This window comes from Acinetobacter higginsii (assembly GCF_000369845.1).
Classification (GTDB): Bacteria; Pseudomonadota; Gammaproteobacteria; order Pseudomonadales; family Moraxellaceae; genus Acinetobacter; species Acinetobacter higginsii.
The window spans coordinates 241,189-266,002 of record NZ_KB850215.1 but is presented as its reverse complement, the minus strand read 5'-3'; the positions used below and the strand labels follow the sequence as shown (position 1 = coordinate 266,002).

The following is a 24,814-nucleotide window of genomic DNA, read 5'->3' as shown; positions in this document are numbered from 1 at the left end:
CGCCACCTTAAGTTTTACATTTCCTATGTATTAACTCATCACTGTCTAGTGATGTGGTGTAGTCGTGTGTCTGTATATCACATCACTAGCCTTTAAAAATTCCTAAAAAATAGGCTATTTCTATGTTTTCCAATATTCGAGCGCAATGGTTCTCCAATATCCGTGCGGATATTTTGGCTGGACTGGTTGTCGGTTTAGCACTGATCCCAGAAGCCATCGCCTTCTCTATTATTGCAGGGGTCGACCCCAAAGTCGGTTTATATGCTTCATTCTGTATTGCCGTGGTGATTGCTTTCGTTGGTGGTCGCCCCGCCATGATTTCAGCCGCAACGGGTGCAATGGCTTTGCTCATGGCCAGTTTGGTTAAAGAGCATGGCTTACAATATCTGCTGGCTGCCACCTTGCTCACGGGTGTATTGCAAATTATCGCGGGCTATCTAAAGCTAGCGAAACTTATGCGTTTCGTGTCTAAATCTGTAGTGATTGGATTCGTCAACGCATTGGCGATTTTGATCTTTATGGCGCAACTGCCTGAACTGGTCAATGTCACATGGCAGGTCTATGCCTTGGTGTTATTGGGTCTGATCATTATCTACCTATTTCCGCTGATTCCGAAAATCGGTAAATTATTGCCTTCACCCTTGGTCTGCATCATCACGGTGACTTTGCTGGCAATCTACTTCGGCATTGATATTCGTACAGTAGGAGACATGGGTTCATTACCCGATACGCTTCCCGTGTTCTTAATTCCTGATATTCCCCTTAACTTTGAAACCTTAAAAATCATCTTTCCTTATGCTGTTGCTTTGGCTGCAGTCGGTTTGCTTGAGTCGATGATGACGGCGACGATTATTGATGAAATGACCGATACTCCAAGCGATAAATTTCAAGAATGCAAAGGTCAGGGTATTGCCAATATCGCCTCAGGTTTTATGGGTGGCATGGCAGGCTGTGCCATGATTGGGCAATCGATGATTAATGTAAAATCAGGTGGATTGACTCGATTATCGACCTTTTCAGCGGGAATATTCCTCCTCATCTTAGTCGTATTTATCAGCGACTGGTTAAAGGTGATTCCCATGGCTGCCTTAGTTGCCGTGATGATCATGGTCTCGATCAGTACCTTTGAATGGAAATCCATCAGTAGTTTTAGCAAGAATCCAATCAGCAGTAATGTCGTGATGCTTGCAACAGTGGTTGTGGTCGTTGCAACCCATAATTTAGCCTTAGGCGTGCTTACAGGCGTGTTACTGTCTGCTTTATTCCTTGCCAATAAATTAGAGCAAGATATTCGAGTTGAGCGATATTTTGAAAATCAGGCACGCGTTTATAATCTGAAAGGTCAAATTTTCTTTAGTTCTTCAGAAAAATTTATGCAAAGTTTTGATTTCAAAGAGGATGTAAAAGAAGTCATTATTGATTTGACCCATTCACATATTTGGGATGTCACTTCAGTGGCAATGATCGACAGTGTGGTGCAAAAATTCCAGCGCAAAGGCGTACACGTTATTGTGCGAGGTTTGAATGAAGCCAGCTCGATCATGATTGATAAATATGGAACTCATCAAAGCTCAAGCTAAGTCTGCATAAATAGCCACGAACTCTAAAAGTGCTTAAGTAATCCAGCTTAAGCGCTTTTTTTAGAGTTAATAAATTACGTTTCGGACAAAATGAACAGTGCTACTTCCTTGATTGAGATAACGATAATTGACAGAACTCTCAAATAAAAGCGACTCACCTGCTAGAAGCACTCGATTTTCTTGTTCAAACGAAATCGTCAATTCGCCATCGACAATATAAATCAACTCTTGCCAGCCTTTTTGATCTGGTTCAGCCTGATAGATCTCACCCACAGCCAAAGACCATGTCCATAATTCGACTTGTGTCTGGGTTGACACAGCAGCCAACAGCGTGGCATGACTTTCAGCCTGTTGACCCTGCCAAGCCAAGGTATTGACGATGGCAGATTCACTCAGCTCAGATGGGCTGACCAGCTTTTTAAAATCGACTGTTAAAGCCGTTGCAATCGCATCAAGTTTAGCCAGACTAATATTGACCTGTCCTGTTTCCAAAGCAGCAATGGTACGGCGACTGACACCTGCTCGATCTGCCAAATCTTGCTGACTAAGCTGACGTTCGGTACGAAACAGACGAATATTCTGTCCCACATCTTGCAATACCGTCTCTGAATGACTCATGCATTCCTACAGTGAAAATAAAAAATATGTGTAATATATTGCACAAAGCCAACAAGCAATGCAATATGTGCAGTATATTGCACGTTACTCATGAGGATGGCTGCGTTGACCGCTTTGTCTCAATCTCCTAAAGCCGCACAATTCGCGCTTATTTTTATTACCATGATTTGGGGTGGCACCTTTCTAGCGGTGCAATATGCCCTGAATTTTAGTAGCCCCATGTTTTTTGTTGGCTGCCGTTTTGCAGTCGCGGCTTTGGCAATCTTCTTAATCTCGCTCAAATCCATGCGTGGCCTAACCCTAAAAGAGGGCTTGGCAGGTACAGCCATCGGAATTGTGATCGCAATTGGCTATGGCACTCAAACCATTGGTCTACAAAGTATTCTGAGTAGCGAATCCGCCTTTCTTACCGCACTGTATGTGCCCTTAGTGCCCATTTTAATGTGGGTGATCTTCCAAAAGATGCCCTCAGTGATGACTTGGGTCGGTACAGCACTGGCTTTTACTGGTTTAATCTTGTTAACAGGCAACGGCTTTTCCAGCATCAACTTTAGTTATGGACAAGTACTTACCCTAATTTGTGCCTTTGTGATTGCGCTCGAAATTATCCTGATTGGTTATTTCGCGGGGAAAGTCAATCTAAGACGAGTCACGGTCATTCAACTGGCGGTCGCTTCATGCTTATCTTTTGCCAGTATGCCTTTGGTTGGTGAACACAGTATTCCTAACTTTTCATGGGGATTGCTGATTATTGCAGTGGCACTCGGCTTAGCCAGTGCATTAATTCAATTTGTGATGAACTGGGCGCAACGCATGGTGGACCCAACGCGCGCAGCGATTATTTATGCAGGTGAACCCGTTTGGGCAGGTGTGATCGGGCGTATTGCCGGAGAACGTTTACCATTACTGGCCTTGTTTGGAGGAGCATTGGTGGTGCTTGGAGTACTCGTCAGCGAATTAAAATTTAAATTCTTTGCGAAGAAACAACGACCAGAAAATTAATAGATAAAAGTGCACAACAGTTTTAGTTCAATAAAATCTATTGTGCGCTGAGATCACTAAGCTGGAATTTCTTTTTGATTCGCAGCAACAGGACTATTGCCAATCTGCCACACGTACGGCAAAGGCGCTTGATTGACTTCCCAATCTCCAATCACTTTCTGTTTATAGACCAATGGGTTGTGTGATGCGACCACACGAGCATTGCGCCAAAAACGGTCCAACTGCTTGTCGCTGCTACTTGCCGATGCACCCAGGGCATTAAACAGCTCGGTGCTCAGATTCAAGACCAACTCCGCAATCACCACTTGCCCCTGTGCCGATACTAATTCAGCACGCTCATTAGCCTCCAACTCAGCCTGCTCATCATTCTGAAAATGTTGTAAATACGCAGCATCCAAAGCTTCAGCAGTAGTTAATGCAATACTTTGCGCCGCATAAGCTTGTGCAGACGCTTTGCCAATCACTTGCAGGATTTGTGCATCTTCACGCACCAAACTGGCATTGCCATGACTATAAATCCGCGTCCGCTGACGCACTTCCTGCTTAAAGGTCTGCACTGCACTGTGTGCAATCCCCGCCAAAGTCGCGAGATGTACCACCTGATAAAATGCAGTTTGATATTTAAATCGGTTTTCAAACACCAAAATGTGATCTCGGGGAATTTCTACATTGTTTAAGGTCAAAGTTCCGCTGCCCGTGGTTTTTTGCCCAAAGCCATCCCAATCATCCACAATATCAATGCCTTCTGCTTGCGTAGACACCGCAGCAATCACATGCTGATTGGTGGTTTCATCCAAAGCAAAAAGATCAATCCAGTCTGCGAAAATCGTGCCTGTGGAATAATACTTCTGACCATTGATACGGAGTTTGCCATCTTGCGTTACCTTGACACGAGTCACCACATCTCCGATTTCAACTTTACCAATTTCTGTCCACGCATTCCCCACAATCTCACCACGGACAAAGCGCTCAAACCAGAGTGTCTGTGCTTCAGTTTTTTGTGCATTTAAGCGGTCTTCGACAAAGGCAAAATGCCCCCGTAAAGCCTGAACCACATTGGAATCTGCTTGAGCAAGTTCAATTAATAACTGAAATAGCTGCTTTTGCGAAACACCATCACCACCAAAAGCCACAGGTACACGTACTGCACCAAAGCCAGCCTGTTTTAACCATTGAATCGGTTCATAGGGCAAGGTTCGGCTTTTTTCCCGTGCTAAAGCACCTTCCGCAATTCGTTCGAAGATCGGACGGAACTTGCCCGCCACCTGTTCATAATGCGCACCCAAGGAGAGATTTTGATTCGTTTGACTGGTCATAATACTACCCTCCTAGCTCCACGCATGACGTGGCAGTGCCACACCATTCAAATAATAATTACCCACTAAATTGTATTTCCAACGTACTGGATCATGCAGGGTATGCGTGCGTGCATTACGCCAGTGCCGATCTAGATTCAACTCGGATAAGGTGGAACGGGTACCAGATAACTCAAATAATTTATTGGCTGCCAAGAGTGCGATTTCAGTGGTTAATACTTTCGATTCAGCCGTGAGTAAAGTTGCTTCTGTTACGGTATCTTCGTTTGGATTCGCCAAAGCACGATCAATCGCCTCACCTGCCAAAGCTAAAACTGCCTCTGCGGCACGCAATTTAATTTTTAGCTCGCCAATATTGCTAATGGTATAGGGATCTTCACTGGCGTGTTCCACACCTGAATCAATCCAAGGACGGGCATACTCACGCACATAGCGGATGGTTTCCTCAATGGCCCCACGCGCAATACCTGCATCGACAGCGGACTGAATAATTTGCGAAATTGCACCCGCTGCTGTTGGACGTTCAAAAGCCTGATGGATCGGCACTACATATTTTAAATCGACTCGAACATGATCCAGCTGCACGCTACCACTGGCCGTAGTGCGCTGACCAAAGCTGCTCCAGTCATTCACAATGGTCAAACCAGGCGTATGTTGCGGGACCAATGCTGCAAATACTTTGCCATCGTCACTCACAGCAACCACTGGAATCCAATGTGCCAATAAAGCACCTGTGGCAAAGAATTTCTGACCACTAATTAGCGCATAATCCTCTTTAAATTCAATTTTAGTGGTCAAATCTGCGACGGTTTTCGAGTTTTTTTCAGAGAATGCATTGCCTAAACGCTTGCCTTGCAGTACTTGTTCGAAGAAGAATTGCTGCTGTTCCAATGACGCATCCAAACGGATATGTTCTAAAAAGGCCCAATGATTTTGTGCAATTTGCCCTAAAGATGAATCTGCGCTGGAAATAATGGTCACCACCTCAGCAAGGGTTTTATAGCTCACCCCAGCACCACCGAACTGTTTCGGAATATTGATCCCCCACAGACCAGAGGCAGAATATTGTTGAATTTCCTGTAAGGGCAGCTTGCGCTCATGGTCACGTTTTGCTGCCTCTTTGGCAAAAGCAGCTGCTAGGCGATGGGCCACAGCGATGGCTTCTTGATCTGAAGCAATCACATGTGCTGGCGTATTATTCAAGTAAAAATCTTGCGGAATACTCTGTGCATCTTCCAATTTTATTTCTATTTTTGAGGTCATTATAAATACTCATTTTCCAGTTATAAAAAATAAACTAGCACTATTTTTATTGCATATTTATAAGTTAAATTTAGAACCTAATCTTTTTATTTAAAATAAACCCAGACCATTACTTATTTATTTAAAAAACAATTTAAAATCAAAAAGAAACAATCCTCTAAGCCTGACTTAGGCACCAACAAATTTCTCTCAATTAAAGAATAAAGTTTTGAATTTAATAAAAAATAATTTTTCAAACTACAATCCAAAATCACGTTAAATAGATTCATGATAAACATTTATTTTTTTATGATTAATCAATTCAATCTTTTTTAATTAAGATCAATAAAAATCTTTAATTTAGTAAAGAGCAATGAGCAAGCAAATTAGATTTAATGCCTTTGAAATGAACTGTATTGCGCATCAATCGCCTGGGTTGTGGCGTCATCCACTAGATCGCTCGACTGAATATAAAGACCTCGAATACTGGACCGATTTGGCCAAAATATTAGAACGTGGCAAGTTTGATGGGGTTTTTATTGCCGATGTGTTAGGCATTTATGATGTTTATCATCAATCAGCACAACATGCGCTCACAGGTGCCGTACAAGTTCCCGTCAATGATCCCCTACAGATTGTGCCTGCTATGGCGGCAGTCACCAAACACTTAGGCTTCGGTCTGACGACTTCAATTTCATTTGAACATCCTTATCCCTTTGCACGGCGCATGAGCACCTTGGACCATTTGACCAAAGGCCGCATTGGCTGGAACATCGTCACCTCATACTTGGAAAGTGGCTCAAAGAATTTAGGTCTTCAAACCCAAGTCAGTCATGATCAACGTTATGACATCGCTGATGAATATTTAGAAGTTCTCTATAAACTTTGGGAAGGTTCTTGGGAACAAGATGCTGTGCTGCGTGATAAAGAAAAAGGCATTTTTGCAGACCATCGCAAAGTCCATCCCATCAATCATCAAGGTCAATATTTTAGCGTTCCCGGCATTCATATTTGCGAACCTTCACCACAACGTACCCCTGTGCTCTATCAAGCAGGTGCATCTAGTCGTGGGCAGTTATTTGCCAGCCAAAATGCTGAATGTGTGTTTATTTCTGCACCGACCAAAGCCGCGGTGAAAAAACTGGTACAAGGCATTCGCTCCAACCTCGTTGAACAAGGCAAAGATTCTCATTCGATTTTGATCTACACCATGCTGTCGATTGTGGTGGATGAAACCGATGCAAAAGCCCAAGCAAAATTCAAAGAATATCAAAGCTACGCCAGCTATCATGGCGGCTTAACCTTGGCATCAGGCTGGTCAGGGGTCGACTTCTCGCAATTCCATGCAGAGGACAAAGTTGAATATATTCATACTGATGCGATTCAATCCATGCTCGACTCTTATGTAAAAGCCGATCCGAATCGAATCTGGACCATTGAAGAGATTGCCAAATTTATTAGTATCGGTGGCAATGGCCCAATCTTGGTGGGCTCAGCCACAACTGTGGCCGATCAACTACAGGCATGGACGGAAGAAACCGATATTGACGGCTTTAACCTGGCCTATATTTTGGCGCATCAGACTTTTGAGGATGTGGTGGAATATCTGGTGCCGGAACTACAGCAACGTGGCGTGTATCCAACTGAATATACCGAAGGGACGTTGCGTGAGAAACTATTTGGACAAGGTCCATTGCTGACAGAACAGCATCGAGGAGCAAGCTATCGCTATCATGCAACAGCGAAAACCAATAACAATAGAGAACTCGCTTAGGTTAATACACCACCCAGCGAGTTCTGGCCGGCCTTAGTCTTGATACATCGGCTTATTGTCATTTAAGGCAATCAAACCACGGATGGCACGATAAACAATCCAGATCCATGCACCAAAAATTACCGCAAAGGCAAAAGTGGTTGCAGAAACCGCAACGCCGGCAAAAGCCGTGCCGTTATCACCGGTAAAGAACAGGAACGAAAACGGAATAAAGGCAATAATATTCCAAGCCAAATACCACCAGAAAGTGCGGATTTGCCAAGTAAAGTGGCTTTCAAAAATCGAACCCTGTACATCACTGCGTTTTACATAGTTAATGATCAAGGCAATAATTGCCAACAGACCACCAGTAAAAATCGCAATGATATAAAGTACATACAGCACCAAAGTCAAAGTACGATTTGGATCTTGATCAACGGAATAATTCATTTTTATTTAATCTCCAGAAACAAACTCCCTCAATCAATAAAACACATTGAGCGGAGAAATTAACCAACATATCAATAGTATATGGAAGACTATGGTACAGAAATAAATCTTACGAAACGGTTGTTTTTGTGTTTTATGTCTCAGTTTTTGCTGAGCAAGCCAACCACCGCACCATCCACCCAAAGAATCCACGATATGCAAAGTCTGCTCTGGAATACGTCGATTGCCCAACTGAGCTGCTTCTTTATCTTGTGCATAGAGCCAATAACTCAATACATTCATCAAGCTAACAAATAATAAAGTATACGGCGGCAGCAATTTACTAAAGCTTGCGATCAGCATAAAGACAATATAAATCACGATACCAATCTGCATCGCAGACCAGAGTTTCGACGGTTGAGGCTGACTCGGACGAGCACGATGTTCAATCACCTGCGATGCTTTTAAATACGTCGCCTGTTGAGCGCGATAACGGCCGCGCTCATCCAGAATCACCACATATTCCAAGGCACAACCGACCAAGGGTCGCGGCCCTGTGCGAGCAAAGTCTTTGATATGGATAAAGACACGATCTTTTGCTGTGTCATTGGGTTGGATAAAGCCATAGCCTTTATCATCAAACCACTCAACTAAACGACCTTGATCTCGCATGTCTGTTTCCTAAGCTGTGATTCGTTGTAAACGGTCTTGTAACATCATGCGCATTTCCAGCGGATCTTTTTGCAAAATATCATCACCTGTGCGCCCTTGCTCGGCATTTTTCTGCGCCACTTGTAAACGCATACTCCAGAAACGGCACGCCGCCATCGCCAAGAAGATATTTAAACAAGCTAACTCATCAACGGTCAGTTGACGAATGCTTTGATAAGCTGCAAGAAAGGCATCGGCCTTGGCTGAATCTAAATGCGCTTGTGGATAGGCAGTACAGAAATCATTGATACTAATCGCAATATCAAATAACCATTCATCTTGATTCAATTCATAAAAATCAAGAATACCCTGTAGTTGATCGCCTTCAAACAAGGTGTTATCTCTGAATAAATCTGAATGAATAAAGCCCGTAGGACGGTCTGGATGCTGTTGGGTAATTGCCGCAAACTGCTGAAACACCTGAGCTAATAATTCCTGATCTTGCGCATTCATTTGTGGCTTAAGTTGCTCAGCGACATCTGACCAATATTGATGATTACGATTAAAATCACGTTCTAAAGGAAAGCCTTGTAAGGCCAAATGCAATTTTGCCTGTGCTTGTGCAATCGCCTGAATTTGGATAATGCTGGCGTCTTCCGGATGCTCACCCATCAAGCGCGGCGCAATTTGCGCAGGTTTATCTGCAATACTATGAATGGCCTGACCACTATGCTTTAAAGGCACCGCCACAGGCACACCTGCCTCACCCAAACAATCCAGTACAGGTACCAACTCACCTGCGCCTTCAGCATCTAATTCTTCAAAAACCGTTAAAACATATTGTTTCTGTGATTGATCCACCAAAAAATAATTGGTGTTTTGAATACCGCCTTGGATTGGAATCAGGTCAATCACCGCTAAACCATAAGGCTCAGCAAAGGCTTGAACTTCTTCTAAACTCAACGGGGTATAAACCGACATGGAAAACCTGCAAAAAATAGCTGTGAAGTTTGATAGAATACCTGTTCCCTCCATGAAGGTGTAGCACCCCTTTCTTTATTGGCGATTTTTTGGAAAATTTTATGCTCGCAAAACGTATTATCCCTTGCTTAGATGTTGATAATGGTCGAGTCGTCAAAGGCGTTCAATTCCTTGATATTCGTGACGCAGGTGACCCTGTTGAAGTCGCCCGTCGTTATAACGAACAAGGCGCCGATGAAATTACCTTTTTAGATATTACTGCTACCCATCATGGACGCGACACTACTTACCGTACCGTAGAACGCATGGCCGAAAGCGTTTTTGTGCCCTTAACTGTGGGTGGTGGTGTCCGTAAAGTTGAAGATATCCGTTTATTGTTGAATGCAGGTGCCGATAAAGTCAGTATCAACTCGGCTGCCGTGTTTACTCCTGAGTTTGTCCAAGAAGCTTCACAACGCTTTGGTGCACAATGTATCGTGGTTGCGATTGATGCGAAAAAAACCGGTGAGAACAAGTGGGAAATTTTTACCCACGGCGGTCGTAAACCAACAGGCATCGATGCGATTGAATGGGCGGTGAAAATGGCCGACTTCGGTGCAGGCGAACTGCTGATTACCAGTATGGATGCCGATGGTACTAAAGCAGGTTATGACATTGCCTTAATGCGTCAGATCAATGATCGCGTCAATATCCCGACCATCGCTTCGGGTGGCGTAGGTAACTTACAGCATTTGGCCGATGGCATCTTAAAAGGCGGTGCAGATGCAGTACTTGCTGCTTCTATTTTCCACTTTGGTCAACACACCATTCCAGAAGCAAAACAATATCTTGCTGAACAAGGCATTGAGATGCGTCTTTAATTAGATGAGCCATAAAAAAACCTCTCAAGCGAGAGGTTTTTTTATTTAAAAATAGCTGTATACAGATAAAAAAATACCTTGCTGAGCAAGGTATGGAAACTGCGTTATACAACGCTAGAGGGTAAGCACAATATCATCATTTTGAACAAATTCTGAGCATTTAAAATGCTTGAGCTAAATTAGCGAGAAAATGTGCAAAGATATTGACATTAAAAACCAATTTTATTGACAATTCACGACATACCCCTATTTTTGTCGTCATGATTTGTCAATAAAAGCCTGCTCAGCCCACTAGATCAATCGAATTTAAGCCACCGATTCTTGCGATTGTTTTTGCGGTTGCTCAGCTACAGGTGCTTCCACCAATTTTGGTTTTTGCTCGACCCATTTTGCAGGAAAAACGGATTCAATCGCTTGCGTCAATGCTTTAGACAAAGCTGCTGGCAAAGCAATACCTAATGGATTTGCCTCTTTTAAATCCGCAGAAGACACCACACGAGTACCCATCACATAATCAAACCATGGACGCGTCACACACCAGTTGGCATCTTGGTTTGAATTCATATGATGATCATAATGCCAAGGAATGGTTCGTTTTGCCCAATCAGGCTCTAAATGCGCACGACGATGTACATAATAATAGTTGCCTGCACTATACAGCGCCGCCAAAGACATGCCTTTTGAAATTGGATAAAACGCCACACTGGCAACGCCTGCCACGACAGCTAAGGACATGATTTCATTACGGGTACGCCAATGCTCCACACCCTCAACATAGCAATCATCCGAAAACTGCTGTTTACGTACTTCACGATGGTGCGCCCAGTGCGATTCCATGCTTTTCGGCACAGGGCTATAACGTGGCTGCCCCGGACGATGTACCCCATGCAAAATGTATTTATGTGCAAACCATTCAAAGGCATTTGCAACAGCCAAACCTGCGATAAAACCCTTAATCATGGTTTTCTCCAAATGTTTCCTTATTTTTATTAAAGATATAAATTTTTGTAGGCGAAGTATTGACGATACGATATATTTATATTGACAAAACACGACAATATCAGGAGTGGACAGGATGTCTCAACTCAAGAACTATACAGGCTCTGTTTTTGGTGGTTTGGGGCATTTATTAAAAGCCTATTGTGAAGCAGAGAACATCCATATTCCTGAACAATTACAACAGGTTCAAAACCTAGAGCGCTTTGATTATGTGATTTGGCGGGATCTGTTAGAAGATCTAAATCGACTACATCCAAATAGTGGTCTAGGCTTGGAAATCGCAGCCTATGTACAACCCAAACACTTAGGCATCATTGCCTATTTGGCTTTATCTTGTGAAAATCTAGGTGAAGCTTTGGCACGCTACCATGACTTCCATCGCCTGATTTATGATGGCAGCCCTTTGGTGGTTGAATTTAATCACCCTTATGCATCGATTCGTTGGGAAGCCCCTGAACCACATCCGACCCAGTTGACCGATGAAATCGCGATTGCCTTGATGGTGCAGTTCCTGAAACTGTTTATGTCGGGTGACACGATTCATCTGCATGAAGTGCATTTCGTCAATGCCGCACCCAAAAACATCAGCATTTATGAGCAATATTTTCACTGTAAAGTCCGTTTTGAACAGCCCAAAACCCAATTATTATTGCCCGTCAGCGAAGCTTTTAAGCCACTTAAAACAGGTGATCACACCTTACAACAACTGTTGTTACAGCAAGCCCAAGCCTTGCTAGATAAATTGCCCAATTCAACCCAATTGGATCAGCGGCTACAACATGCCATTTTGACAGGCCTACAAAAAAACCAATATCAAATCGATTTTATCGCCGAAAAACTGGGTCTGTCCGTACGCCAATTACAGCGACATTTACAACAACAAAACACCACCTTTCAGGAGCGGGTGCAGCAAGTACGTTTTATGCTGGCGACCGAATATTTAAAAGATCCTCATCTGAGTTTGCAAGAAATTGCGCTACTGCTCTGTTATTCTGAACAAAGTGCTTTTCAGCGAGCTTTTAAGATTTGGACGGGGCAAACCCCGCAACAGTGGCGAAACAACAACATAACTTACAATTCGTAATAAAAATACTGACGAACTAACGGTTTCGCAACTGACCGATTTTTTTGCCCGTTTTATATAAGAGCCTATATACCTATGTGAATTAGTTCACAATTTTTTCACGAGGGTTAAACATATCCATAATAAATTTTGGATGTTTGCTTTTTTTATTTTTTATAACTGATGTGGTGATAACAATGAACAAATATTTAGCAGAATTTCTCGGGACCTTTTGGCTTGTTTTTGGTGGTTGTGGTAGTGCTGTGCTTGCAGCTGCATACCCTGAACTTGGCATTGGTTTCTTAGGTGTTGCATTGGCATTTGGTTTAACTGTTTTAACAGGTGCTTACGCTTTCGGTCATATTTCTGGTGGTCACTTTAACCCTGCTGTCAGTGTAGGTTTATGGGTGGGTGGACGTTTTAACTCAAAAGACTTAGTTCCTTATATCGTGTCTCAAGTGATTGGTGGTGCGCTTGCAGCATTCGTGCTGTATATCATCGTACAAGGTCAAGCAGGCTTTGCAGGTACAGGCGGTTTCGCAACCAATGGTTATGGCGAACTCTCTCCAAACCATTTCTCTGTTGCGTCAGCATTCCTGATTGAGGTTGTTTTAACTGCGTTCTTCTTAATCGTGATTATGGGAGCAACGGATCGTCGTGCACCTGCTGGTTTTGCGCCAATTGCAATCGGTTTAGCTTTAACATTGATCCACTTGATCAGTATTCCAGTCACCAACACATCTGTTAACCCTGCACGTAGTACGGCAGTTGCGTTATTTGCTGAGACTGCAGCAATCAGCCAACTTTGGTTGTTCTGGGTTGCACCAATCATCGGTGCCATCATTGGTGCAGTGATCTACAAATTCGTGGGCAGCGAGAAAGACTAAGCGCATACATCCCCAAAAAAAACCAGCCTCTAACGGCTGGTTTTTTATTTATAGAAACGGATTTTCAATGTCCTGCTCAGGCTTTCTGTCAATTTGTTCAGGAAGTTGTTCTTTCTCCAAAGCGGAAACCACATCATTAATAAAGCTTTGCAATGCCTTTGCCGTTTTCAGCCCTGCCTGATCTTTGGTAATCTGTAAATTGCCATATAAGCTCACGCAATCGACCTGATTTTCCAAAGTCAGATCATAAATTGCTGAAGATTCATCACCCTGTTCAAAAGGCTTAAACATCTTTTTTCTCTCATTGTTGTTGTCTATCCCACAACATGATCCATGCAGGATGACTTTGCAAGATGTTCTACATTATCTCAACATTTGTAAGAAATACTGCAGCAATGCATTTACCAATTGATTGATCAAGGCTTGTTTGGTCTCTTCATCAATTTGTGGGAATTTGCTTTCAGCGGCCTCAGTTTGCTGTGAAGTAAATTCACGTTGCTGCACTTGAATGGCATCCGTGTTAGCTTCTTCCACACACTGACTCTGTCCATCCCAATGCGAATAACTGATGTCTTTATTCGGCTTCACTTGCACTGCAGAAAGTGGCAATTGATAAACATTACGCTTCTGTTGTTCCGTCAATTGAGGGAACAAGTTGATGCCAAGTTTCTCTTCCAAATAGCAAACACTGACCACTTTGACCTGCTGAGAATTATTATTTGGCGCATAGTAAGCACCAATAATCCCTTGCTTGGGTAAATACACCGCTTTATATACCGCAGTCGGCACAATCACGCCCTTACCAATAGTTTTCAGGCGTTTACCTTCAAATACTGGCCCTGTCAGTACATAGGCATCTTTATGTTGTTTGGTCACAATTGAACGTACCGCTTCTTCTAACTTACGCCAAACTTCCTGATTATTTTTAGGTGCTTGCGGAACCATATTGGCTAAAGAAAAGCTGTCGTACTGTGCCGCAGTATTATTCATATCACCATTGGGTGCCATATGCCCACGGTCATAGCCCGAACCGCGATAGTCAGACAACAAAGCACGATGAGCGGGCTTTACTCGTGTTTCTTCATGAAAATTATCTTCACGTTTAATCTTGATACTTAAACGTTCAGGTGTCAGATATTCTGCCGACCAAAGTGGTGTCTTGGAAATACCTGAATACATCACATTAAAATCATTAAAACACAAGGCATAGCTGTCTTTTTTTAAGCTGTCTTTGCTTAATAACGGTGGAACATCACGATAAAATTGCTTTAAACAAGCACCATTACTGGATTGAAATGGCATCAACTTCGAAATTTTTTCACTACCAAATGCGATCGCAAAACTTCCTGTCGCGACCAAAGCCAACACCATCTTTCCAATATTTTGGCTCAAAAAAGCAAATGGTGTTTTACTCTTTCGAGTTGGTCTCTTTGCCATAACTACATCAAAATCAATATGAACGCGCAGCTTAACAACTCAAAAGCCCTGTGTATATTGAGTTTCAGCCCAGAGCGACACTTTATGTCGCAAATCTGTACACTTGATCTACAGACAATAAAAAAGGCACGCTCAGGTGCCTTTTTTATACGTTTTTCTTAAATTTCGATCTGACTGCCTAACTCCACCACACGGTTGGTTGGAATCTGATAGAAGTCACTGACAGGACTGGTATTACGCTGCATCGAGATGAATAACTTTTCACGCCATGGTGACATGCCATCACCCACGGTATGCACAATACGATCACGTGAAATGAAGAAACTCATTTGCATCATATCGAATTCAAAACCAAGCTCCTTATAGGCTTGTTCTAATGCATTTGGTACATTCGGCTGATCTTTAAATCCGTAGTACATATAAATTCGATAAAAATGCTCATCCAGTTTTTCAACTTTTAAGCGATCTGCTTCAGCTACATACGGAATATCTTGAGTATAGACCGTGACCATCACATTACGTTCATGCAGCACTTTATTGTGCTTGATGTTGTGTAACATCGCATGCGGCACAATATTCGGTGTACCTGTTAAGAAAATCGCTTCGCCTGGTACGAAATGGGTTTCTTTGCTCATACCAATACTTTTGATAAACAATTCAATTGGCAAAGCATTGGTTTCCATACGATTATAGACAATTTCTCGACCACGCTTCCACGTCATCAAAATGGTATATACCACCACACCAATCAAGATCGGCACCCAACCGCCTGAGAGGATTTTCAATGAGGTTGAACCCACAAAAATTAAATCAATAATCAGGAATGGCACCGCAAATAACGCCACTTTCCACAATGGCCAACGCCACACCCCATAGGCCAAAGTCGAGATTAAAATCGTTCCGCAGAGCATGGTCATCGTTACCGCTACACCGTAAGCACTTGCCAATTCTGCACTGCTTTCAAACAGTAAAATCAAGATCACTACCGAGATAAACAGCACCCAGTTAATAAAAGGCAAATAAATCTGACCTTGTTCTACATCCGAGGTATGGTGCACGGTTAAGCGCGGTAAATAGCGTAATTGAATGGCTTGATTCGCCATCGAAAATACACCTGTGATTACTGCTTGCGAGGCAATCACTGCTGCTGCAGTTGCCAAGCCAATCATTGGGAATAAAGCCCAATCTGGTACTAATAAATAGAACGGGTTTTCAATGGCTTTGGCATCGCGTAATAGCAATGCACCTTGACCTGCATAATTCAGCAATAAACATGGTAACACCACCAAGAACCACGCCAGTTTAATTGGCACGCGCCCAAAATGTCCCATGTCTGCATACAACGCCTCACCACCGGTCATGGTCAGAATCACCGCACCCATCGTGATAAAAGCAACTGTCGGTTGATCAAAGACAAAATGGAACGCCCAATACGGATTGACCATCATCAAGACATAAGGCGTCTGGATAATGCTCCAGAGGCCAATCAGACCAATAGATGCAAACCATAACAGTGTAATCGGACCAAAGAATTTCCCCATAGTGGCGGTACCATGCCGCTGCACCATAAATAATGCCGTGAGGATACCTAAAGCAATCGGAACCAACCAACGATCTAAAGCAGGCGTCACCAGACTCAAACCTTCAATCGCAGACAGTACTGAAATTGCGGGGGTAATGATCCCATCACCAAAGAACAGTGATGCTCCGATAAAGCCCAATGCAATCAGAAAGATTTTATTTTTATTACTAAAAACCGAGGAACGCAGGTTGAGTGCGAGCAGTGACATGATCCCGCCTTCGCCATTGTTGTCCGCACGCATGATCATTGAGACATACTTAAAACTAATCGTTAGGTTCATACACCAGAAGATCAGTGAAAGAATACCTAAAATCGAACCTTCACTGATATCAACATGTCCTGTGACAAAGCATTGCCGTATTGCATAGAGTGGGCTTGTTCCAATATCCCCAAATACCACCCCTAATGCTGCCAGCGTCATCGCGGGCAATGCGGCTTTTTTTGCAGTACTTTGCATATGATGTTGTCTTCAAAATTGAACGTTATATGGCGCAATATTATCACTAGCCAAAAAGTTTTTCTGCAAATCTGTTCGACTACAACTTGGCAGCGTGCATTTTTTTGGGTACTATCGCACACCTTGGTGAGGTGTCCGAGTGGCTGAAGGAGCACGCCTGGAAAGTGTGTATACGTTTGCGCGTATCGAGGGTTCGAATCCCTCTCTCACCGCCAAGATTCTGTTTTAAAAATACCGAAACATACCTAAAAGGCTTAAACTACAATGGTTTAAGCCTTTTTTAATGTTCTTTTACATCCTTGGCTATCCTTGTACTCCTGAAACATCATGGGGGACAAGTGGGGGATGATTTGGTTATACTATAAATCGTCCCCCAAATCCTAAAGAAATAGCTAAAAATGCTGACAGATGCACACGTTAGAAAAATAAAGCCGCTTGAAAAGAAAAAGCGTTATGCCGATGAAAAAGGGCTGTACCTTGAGGTCACGCCTTCAGGTGGAAGATTCTGGCGATTGAAGTATCGCTTCAACGGTCGTGAAAGTACTTTAACCATTGGAAGCTATCCTGAAACCTCACTAGCTCAAGCTCGCCGTACCCGTGATGAAGCTCGTATACAGCTTTATAAAAATATTGATCCTAATGCCATAAAAAATAACCGCCTTCAGCAAATTGATGAAAGTAAGCTATTTAAAGTTCTTGCGATGGAATGGATGGAAGATCGTAAAGCCGTCATTAAAGAAGCAACCTATCTACGTGATTTATCTGTTTTTAAAAAAGACATATTCCCTGCATTGGGTAACATGCCCATTGATCAAATCAAGGGGAAAGATGTACTCGCATGTGCTAAAAAAATTGAAGCACGTGGTGCTCAAGAAATGGCGAAACGCTCTATCCCTTTAACTGGACGTATTTTCCGTTTTGCGATTCGTAAAGGATTGATTGAGAATGATCCAACACCTCACCTTCACGAAGCCTTAAAACCTCGTAAAGTGAAGCATATGGCTAGATTGGATATTTCGGAGTTTCCTCCTTTTCTTGAACGCATGGATCGTTATCATGGTAATCCTGTGATCAAAACTGCGATTCAGTTTATGACTCTAACTTTTGTACGGACTGCTGAACTCAGAATGATGGAATGGAGTGAAATCGATTTCGACAACAAGATATGGCGTATACCAGCCGAAAGAATGAAAATGGCTTTGCCTCATCTCGTTCCATTATCTACGCAAGCAATTGAACTACTAAAGAGCTTATTACCACTCACAGGCAAAAAACAGTATGTTTTTTATAACCACAGCACAGCCAACCCTATGAGTAGTAATGCAATTTTGTGTGTAATCCGTACAATGGGCTATAACGGGAAAATGACTGGACATGGTTTCCGTGGACTTGCTTCTACAACCTTACATGAACAGGGCTACATGCATGATGCAATTGAAATTCAATTAGCTCATAGGGTTGGTAATGCTGTATCGCAGGCTTACAACCATGCTCAACATTTAGAATATCGAACCAAGATGATGCAGGACTGGTCAGATTTTATTGATAGTTTACGTAATAAAACTGTGCCTTTTCCTAAACATAAAAGAGCTTAGATCGAAAGCCACGCTCTTACCAAAGTAATAGAATTAATATTAGAATTTAGGATTTATATACGAAAGGGATGTTATTTCTTTACCACAGTATGAGCATTTATAGATTCCTCTATATGAAGGAGCTAGATTTAAATGCTCATGTTTTTTCAAGATCTTGTTTTGCTTTTCGCCTATTAGGACATAATTATGCCCCAATATATTCGTACAACTCATCTTTGTCATTTTTTAGAAACCAAAAATTAATTTTTCAACAATATCATATTTATAATTTATTCAAACATTTATAAATACCATCTAAAACTTTCAAATATCTGATATTCTTCCTAGCACTGTGCAATCATTCAGATGAATGATTATAGAAGTAATATTATAAGGGTTTTGAGATTTCATTATTGGTTTACTCCACCAAATTGTGCATTAGAATAAGGTGTACTACCTTCCCCCCAAGAAATCAAACGTCCTTCAAACTCAGGTACTAAAAACTCAATAAATTGATTTAAATCATGATTATAAATTTTGGCATCCTCTGACTGTTGGGTATATTTTTTATAGCGTTCTTTCCATTTACCCGAACTATCTCTCTCATTCAATAAGTTAGCTTTTCCAGTTACTTTTAAAGTAAGCATAAAATGCTTAATGTAAGCTGGATGATGTTCCATCAAGTTATGAGCCACACTCACCATATCATTAATATTATTACCTACAGCATAGCCAAATTTTGCACTTAAAATTGAGTTAACCACTGTTTTATAGGGCGCATGTAAAAGATATTTAGGAGTACTAATTCCCATTAGCCCAAGCTCCTTACGAATAGAGAACCACTCATAGTTGAATTGATTGTCAGTAAGATAATGAGTTTTTATCCATAGTTTAGTAAACTCGACCAATAATTCAGATTTAGTTTTTGATGGAACTTGTGTTTCAAGATCAACCTGTTCTAGTGATTCGATATATTTTTGAACTTTTAGTTTATCTTTTTGATTCTTACTCTCTTGTAAATAACTATGTCGTAAGCCTAATTTTTGCTTTAACTTTCGATATTCAGCTTCATAATCAAAAAAGTATATTTGCTTTGTAAATTCGTTATGGACTAAATTCTGAAACTCAATGAACTCTTTATTCCATTTATTAACAATCTGATTATTCTGTATTTCAGGCTTTAGATAATGACACTCTAAAGTAAAAGCTTTTGATTTAATTGATTGCGCGACTGTAGAATCATTTACTACAAATGCATTTGCATTATTGTTGTAGTAAATATCTTGCATTGACTGCTTCTTCGCTTTTTCTGTTGGTTCAAAATGATTAAAAATCCATAGTAAGCAAGCATTGTTATCTTGATAAAAAATCTTACGATCAATAATCACATTCAAAAAAGTTGTAGAAAGTTGTCCTTCAAAAACAACTAATTGCTTTTTATATAACGAAGATACATCTGGTCTACGCCATTGCTTTAGGTCAATGCTTTTACGAACTTGTTCAATATGAATATCACTAAAAGATTCATCTACTTGTAGACTCTTATATATATTCTCTTTTAGCAATTTATGTTGTTGGGTTTCTTTCGCAATCTGATACTTTAAAGCAGTTTTTTCTTGCTCCGATAGCTTTTTAATATGCTTTACAGGACACTTGAAGTTTGGGGTATTTTCCAACTCAGGAATATGTCTGAAAAAGAATGTTGCCGAAGTGTTGATCTGCATGTGATCTGTACGTCTAGCGAGGGTTACAGGTGATTGACACCAAGCACATGTAAAATGAGGCTTGGTTTTATTCCTTTTATATTGCTCCCTTATTTGACTACGCCATTGTGTAAGTTCCATTTCAGATTGTTGAAAGAATACATCAACATCAATCCACATATTTTGATCGGTATCAATGATATGAATTAACTTCATGTACTCTCCCAACTATTACTTAAATTAGCTTAACAAGCTCTCAATCAGATCGAAGCGCTTATCTTTAATCATAATAAATTTACATTGTCCTTCTGATAAATTAGCCCATAGCTCCCCAATTTGGCGATCATCCTTAGCAGCTTTCCATTTATCAGCCCCTTTATATTCAACCACTAAAATTTTTCCATTAGGTAGTTTACATATAAAATCTGGATAGAAGCGACCATTTCCCTTTTGCAAGTAAAAAGAACAGCCTTCTTTACGAACTAAGTTTCTCACCCAAAACTCAATATTTCCTTTAACTGCTTGCTGATCCAACCAACATGCACAAGCAAACTCTTCACCACTATCAAAAGCCCCAATACGGCCATAATAATGTTTGTTAAATGCATAATATCCGTATTCACCATTATCATCGCGAGAAGGTGCATAAACATTTGGATGGAAATTAAACTGATATTCTTGTTCGTTTGAGACTGTTATTTGATGAAGCTCATCATTGCCAAATAAGAAATTTTGGTAAGCATCATTAACAGCTTCCTTTCGTAAAATATTAATTCTTTTTTCAATCAACTGACGAATTATATATTTCTGAGTATTTGTTCGAGCCAAATCAAAATCATCTTTACTTAACAAATCATTTAGCCACGCAAGAACAAAATTTCGTTTAGCCTCATGAGTTAATGATTCTTCTAAGATATTCTTACATAACCAAGTTGCTAATTTGACTTCATCCCAATTTTCAGGTTTATACACCAAACCTAAATCTCTCTGAAGTTTTGGAAGAAAAGTAACTTTTACCTTACCTTTAGTCTCATCAATATCTAAAGTTCCAAAATCATTTGAAGCATAAGCTGAATTTAAAATTGAAATATCATCATGCAAAACTTTTGCATCTACTGTTGTTAAATTCCAAGGATATTCAAGAACTTCTGGATCATCAAATAATTGAAGCTCGCCCTGAACCGATAATGCTAATAGTGGGACTTTAAACTCTTTACCCAATTCCGCAGGTGTCTGAAAATATTCGATAGATTGACGGCTAACCTCGGCCCCTTTCTCAATCTGCTGCACTGACTCTAGTTGTGAAACAGTTTTCGTTAGTTCCACAGTCTCTTCTTTAGTCAACGGGGTAATAATCGTCAATTCATTGGTTTTATTATTCCATTCTACTTTCTTTTTTACCGTAGGTGTAACAGACTTTAAATCTGGCTTTTCAGGTAACGGAATTGTTATTGGTTTCACAATAATTTTAGAATTTCCAAAGTCCAAACGAGCTTGCTCACCCGTACCTGCTTTAACAAATTCAGCCGCTTCTTTAGTATCAAAACCAGCCCCTTCAACTAGGCTATCTCTCAAAGTTTCAGCGGTGTCAGAAAAACTTTTTGATACAACATAAGCATAAGATTGATTTAACTGTTCACTCTGTCTATGTGATGCATTTGGCTGTCTAAGAATACGCCCTAATAATTGCTCAACTGCTGTACTTGATTGCACAGAAGCCATACTCACTAAAATATAAGCAAATGGGCAATCCCAACCCTCAGCTAAAGCTTTTTGAGTAATTACATACTTAATTTTACAAGCCTTATCTAAAATTCCTTTAGGATACTTTGCTGTAATTTCTTCAAGTTCTTTCTCATCTCCTGTAGCAAGAGCGATCTGCTCTCTTGGAATATTCTGATTATTTTCTAGTTCATTAAGTACAGCATAAATATCCAATGTTTCACGAACTTTACTTTTTGCTTCAGCCTGAATAAGTACTATCGGTCTCAGATATTCAAAACCCTGTCTCTGTTCTTCTAACGCTATATGTTCTAAAGACTCTCTTTTATGAATCGCATATGCTAAGCATTGTTGCCAATTTGATTCTGTTTCTAAAACAATCGGCAATTTAATCATTTGTTCTGCTTTTAATTCAGCAGCAGAGACGCTATGTAAAACATTGGTTGGAGTTCTCACTGTATCTGGTGTTGCTGTAAGCTCCATAATGCCACTTGGCTTAAAACGAGCTAACATATCAAAAGCAAGTTCAGTACGACTATTATGTGCTTCATCAACAATAATAAAAGGGCGATGTAATCTAAGAACGTTAGCTAAAGAATTTGGAACTATTAGATCACTCCCTTCTCCCTCTGTTAATAATTCTGACTTTTGTTCTTCTGTTAGATGCTCAAAATGATGCATTAGCGCACCATTATTTTGATAAACTTTTCTACTTTCTTCTTCTTCTACTTGAAAAGCTTGGCGTGTAGCAACAATAACAACTGTTGAAGTTAAAAGCGTTGAACGAGTAATGCTTTTTGCTTCTTCAATATCCATGACTGTGACTTCACCTGCTTCACGTAATGCTGATGAATATGGATGCTGTTTATTTTTTAAAGCAGTAATAGTTTGTTCACGTATCGTCTTACTTGGAACTAACCACAAGATGATACTTTGAGCTACTCTCAAAAAATGTTTATTTATTAATGCTACACTTTTACTTGCCAACCATGTCTTTCCCCCACCCGTCGGCACACGTAAACAAAAATAAGGCATCTCACTATTAAACCCATTTAATGCATTATAGGTTTGCCCCTTACCCCACAATCGTTCTGTAGTCACATAAAAGGCCGTAGATGCGTTTGCAAACTCATGACAGACTTGAAAATACGCTTTTACACTGTCTAATACTTGATCTTGATATTCTTTAGCAATATACGCAGTCATAGCTTAAACCTCTAAAGCATATGGTGTTTGTTTAAATACAATATTTTCACGTTTAGCCTTGCCCCCTAAACGATTAGCAGCCGCATAAATCACTTTAACTCCTTCAAACTTCGGAAGAACATCAAATACTTGCTTTGTAAGAATATTGCCACCTTGTTCGGTAAGATCTTTTAAAATTCCATTATAAAGTAGATAAATTGCACGACCTTCATAAATTCCCAGTAAAGGAGAGTCCGCTTTTCCTGTATAGCCCGTACCTGTTTCACAAAACCATACAAATTCAGCCAATTGCGAGAATGAAACATCATTGCGTATATGACCACTGGCATTAAACAATGGTTCTTGTGAAAGCTTACAGAATTGAAAACTACTACCCAACCCTTCTATATCTTCCCCATTCCTATTTATATAACCTTTAGTTACTCTTTTAATTCTTTCAAAAGTGACTTTTGTAGCAATATTTTTATCCATTTCAACTAAAATAAACTTTCTATTACTTCCAAAATTTGCATTGAGTTTTAATACTGCATGTGCTGTTGTACCCGAACCCGCAAAGCTATCCAGCACTAACCCATCTTTTGGAGTCACATAATCTATCCATCTTGCTAAAACATCACTATCTTTTGGATAATCAAAAATTTCTTTTTTAAAAATATCTCTCAATTCATTTTTTGCCTGTAAGGCACTTCTATAAAAGTAGCTTCCAGCAACTTGCACTGCGGACTCATCATCAAATTCGTCCTCACTTGTTTGTATTAAGTATGTCTTTCTTATAGGTGGCTCACTATGATCCTCTCTAAAAACAACCTTTCCTAATCCTATCTGTTCTTGCATTTTTTCTAAAGTACTATATCTCCAACCATTCGGCGGAATAGCACAAGGTAAGCCTGTAACAGGATGAATAACATTATATTTAGGCCCATCAGGTTTTGGCCATGACATATTGTCGTCACGCCAAATTCCTTTGTTATCAACTTTGGAATACCTTGAATGCTTTTTGGAAGGATGATCTTTCGCTAGATTTTTGTAAAATTTGGATAGGTCTTTTTCAATTGAAGCATAATCATTCTTGTATAACGTTCTTAATCGATTTAGCTCTATAAGAATTTCATCAGCGCCAGGTTTCTTCTCCCGCCATTTTATATTTTTCTCTTTGAGTTTATTTTTATTTCGAGCGTAAATAAGAATATATTCATGCCCTACTGATACATATTTTGCATCATTTTTTCTCCCTTTTTCCCAAACTAACTGACATATAAAGTTATTTACACCCCAAATTTCATCCATAATTAAACGTAAATTTGCTACTTCATTATCATCTATTGAAATTAAAATTACGCCTTCTTCCTTAAGAAAGCTTTTCAACATAGATAGTCGAGGATACATCATACATAACCAACGATCATGTCGATCTAGCGTTTCGCCCTCTTTCCCCACAATCTCCCCTAACCACTTACGGATCTCAGGACTGTTTACATTGTCATTATAGATCCACCCTTCATTCCCAGTGTTATATGGAGGATCAATATAAATACAATCAACTTTTCCTGCATAGCGTGGTAAAAGTGCCTTCAATGCATGTAAGTTATCCCCTTGAACTAAAAGATTGCCGCCCTGTTCATCCTCATTGCATGAAAGTCCAGCCACAGGTTCTAGTAATCGATAAGGAACTTCTTTATGGTGCTTTTCAACTGCTTCTTTTCCTATCCAATTTAAAGTAGGCATTAAGTAATCCCAAAAACATAAACTCCG

At 40.6% G+C, this 24,814-nt stretch carries 20 protein-coding genes and 1 tRNA gene; 8 read left to right on the top strand and 13 right to left on the bottom strand.

The window, feature by feature from the left end:
* The first annotated feature begins 122 nt into the window (after positions 1–122).
* A complete protein-coding gene (locus F885_RS08400) occupies positions 123–1,580 on the top strand; it encodes a SulP family inorganic anion transporter (RefSeq protein ID WP_005317556.1) in 1,458 nt (485 codons plus the stop codon).
* 66 nt (positions 1,581–1,646) lie between these two features.
* On the opposite strand, the gene F885_RS08405 is transcribed toward F885_RS08400, so the two are convergent.
* A complete protein-coding gene (locus F885_RS08405) occupies positions 1,647–2,198 on the bottom strand; it encodes a helix-turn-helix domain-containing protein (protein WP_005317554.1) in 552 nt (183 codons plus the stop codon).
* A 96-nt stretch (positions 2,199–2,294) separates the two neighbouring features.
* Here F885_RS08405 and F885_RS08410 point away from each other — a divergent pair, with 96 nt between their 5' ends.
* Entirely contained in the window at positions 2,295–3,200 is a 906-nt protein-coding gene (locus F885_RS08410) for a DMT family transporter (RefSeq protein ID WP_005317551.1), read from the top strand.
* Positions 3,201–3,256: 56 nt separating this feature from the next.
* Here the strand turns inward: F885_RS08410 and F885_RS08415 are convergent, their stop codons facing one another.
* A complete protein-coding gene (locus tag F885_RS08415; RefSeq protein WP_005317548.1) occupies positions 3,257–4,516 on the bottom strand; it encodes an acyl-CoA dehydrogenase family protein in 1,260 nt (419 codons plus the stop codon).
* 12 nt (positions 4,517–4,528) lie between these two features.
* The gene (locus F885_RS08420) at positions 4,529–5,779 is read right to left on the bottom strand and encodes an SfnB family sulfur acquisition oxidoreductase (RefSeq protein WP_005317546.1); all 1,251 of its coding nucleotides are present in this window, start codon (positions 5,777–5,779) and stop codon (positions 4,529–4,531) included.
* A 352-nt stretch (positions 5,780–6,131) separates the two neighbouring features.
* On the opposite strand from F885_RS08420, the gene F885_RS08425 reads away from it, so the two are divergent.
* Positions 6,132–7,532, top strand: coding sequence for an LLM class flavin-dependent oxidoreductase (locus tag F885_RS08425; RefSeq protein WP_005317543.1), 1,401 nt, complete (start codon positions 6,132–6,134; stop codon positions 7,530–7,532).
* Between the two features lie 33 nt (positions 7,533–7,565).
* Here the strand turns inward: F885_RS08425 and F885_RS08430 are convergent, their stop codons facing one another.
* Genes F885_RS08430 through F885_RS08440 form a run of 3 tightly spaced genes read right to left on the bottom strand, consistent with a single transcriptional unit; the run spans position 7,566 to position 9,572 of the window.
* Positions 7,566–7,961, bottom strand: a complete 396-nt coding sequence (locus F885_RS08430) for a DUF4870 family protein (RefSeq protein WP_005185677.1) — start codon at positions 7,959–7,961, stop codon at positions 7,566–7,568.
* Between the two features lie 33 nt (positions 7,962–7,994).
* A complete protein-coding gene (locus F885_RS08435) occupies positions 7,995–8,612 on the bottom strand; it encodes a DUF1294 domain-containing protein (RefSeq protein ID WP_005317540.1) in 618 nt (205 codons plus the stop codon).
* A 9-nt stretch (positions 8,613–8,621) separates the two neighbouring features.
* Positions 8,622–9,572: a homoserine kinase gene (locus F885_RS08440; RefSeq protein ID WP_005317537.1), complete on the bottom strand. Its 951-nt coding sequence runs from the start codon at positions 9,570–9,572 to the stop codon at positions 8,622–8,624.
* A gap of 101 nt (positions 9,573–9,673) precedes the next feature.
* On the opposite strand from F885_RS08440, the gene hisF reads away from it, so the two are divergent.
* Complete coding sequence (gene hisF / locus F885_RS08445; RefSeq protein ID WP_004659983.1) at positions 9,674–10,432, top strand: imidazole glycerol phosphate synthase subunit HisF; 759 nt, start codon at positions 9,674–9,676, stop codon at positions 10,430–10,432.
* 306 nt (positions 10,433–10,738) lie between these two features.
* Here hisF and F885_RS08450 read toward each other — a convergent pair whose 3' ends face one another.
* On the bottom strand, positions 10,739–11,392 hold the full coding sequence (locus F885_RS08450; RefSeq protein ID WP_005185684.1) for a sterol desaturase family protein: 654 nt from the start codon (positions 11,390–11,392) through the stop codon (positions 10,739–10,741).
* Between the two features lie 115 nt (positions 11,393–11,507).
* Here F885_RS08450 and F885_RS08455 point away from each other — a divergent pair, with 115 nt between their 5' ends.
* Complete coding sequence (locus tag F885_RS08455) at positions 11,508–12,515, top strand: AraC family transcriptional regulator (protein WP_005317534.1); 1,008 nt, start codon at positions 11,508–11,510, stop codon at positions 12,513–12,515.
* 176 nt (positions 12,516–12,691) lie between these two features.
* On the top strand, positions 12,692–13,381 hold the full coding sequence (aqpZ, locus tag F885_RS08460; RefSeq protein WP_005317531.1) for an aquaporin Z: 690 nt from the start codon (positions 12,692–12,694) through the stop codon (positions 13,379–13,381).
* A gap of 48 nt (positions 13,382–13,429) precedes the next feature.
* Here the strand turns inward: aqpZ and F885_RS08465 are convergent, their stop codons facing one another.
* The 3 genes from F885_RS08465 to F885_RS08475 form a co-directional block, all read right to left on the bottom strand.
* Positions 13,430–13,672, bottom strand: a complete 243-nt coding sequence (locus tag F885_RS08465) for a hypothetical protein (RefSeq protein WP_005317528.1) — start codon at positions 13,670–13,672, stop codon at positions 13,430–13,432.
* 72 nt (positions 13,673–13,744) lie between these two features.
* Entirely contained in the window at positions 13,745–14,818 is a 1,074-nt protein-coding gene (locus F885_RS08470; RefSeq protein WP_005317525.1) for a DNA/RNA non-specific endonuclease, read from the bottom strand.
* 158 nt (positions 14,819–14,976) lie between these two features.
* The gene (locus F885_RS08475) at positions 14,977–16,857 is read right to left on the bottom strand and encodes a potassium transporter Kup (protein WP_004657295.1); all 1,881 of its coding nucleotides are present in this window, start codon (positions 16,855–16,857) and stop codon (positions 14,977–14,979) included.
* Positions 16,858–16,982: 125 nt separating this feature from the next.
* Here F885_RS08475 and F885_RS08480 point away from each other — a divergent pair.
* Together F885_RS08480 and F885_RS08485 are read left to right on the top strand one after the other, a co-directional pair.
* A tRNA-Ser gene (locus F885_RS08480) sits at positions 16,983–17,072 on the top strand.
* A gap of 183 nt (positions 17,073–17,255) precedes the next feature.
* Positions 17,256–18,452, top strand: a complete 1,197-nt coding sequence (locus tag F885_RS08485; RefSeq protein ID WP_005317523.1) for a tyrosine-type recombinase/integrase — start codon at positions 17,256–17,258, stop codon at positions 18,450–18,452.
* 389 nt (positions 18,453–18,841) lie between these two features.
* Here the strand turns inward: F885_RS08485 and F885_RS08490 are convergent, their stop codons facing one another.
* From F885_RS08490 to F885_RS08500, 3 genes are read right to left on the bottom strand one after another with little or no spacing between them, the layout of a single operon-like run.
* Complete coding sequence (locus F885_RS08490; RefSeq protein WP_005317520.1) at positions 18,842–20,350, bottom strand: DUF6035 family protein; 1,509 nt, start codon at positions 20,348–20,350, stop codon at positions 18,842–18,844.
* Positions 20,351–20,374: 24 nt separating this feature from the next.
* Positions 20,375–23,062: a DEAD/DEAH box helicase family protein gene (locus F885_RS08495; protein WP_005317517.1), complete on the bottom strand. Its 2,688-nt coding sequence runs from the start codon at positions 23,060–23,062 to the stop codon at positions 20,375–20,377.
* Positions 23,063–23,065: 3 nt separating this feature from the next.
* Positions 23,066–24,787 carry a site-specific DNA-methyltransferase gene (locus F885_RS08500; RefSeq protein WP_005317513.1) on the bottom strand — a complete coding sequence of 574 codons (1,722 nt, stop codon included), beginning with the start codon at positions 24,785–24,787 and terminating at the stop codon, positions 23,066–23,068.
* Positions 24,788–24,814 lie beyond the last annotated feature (27 nt).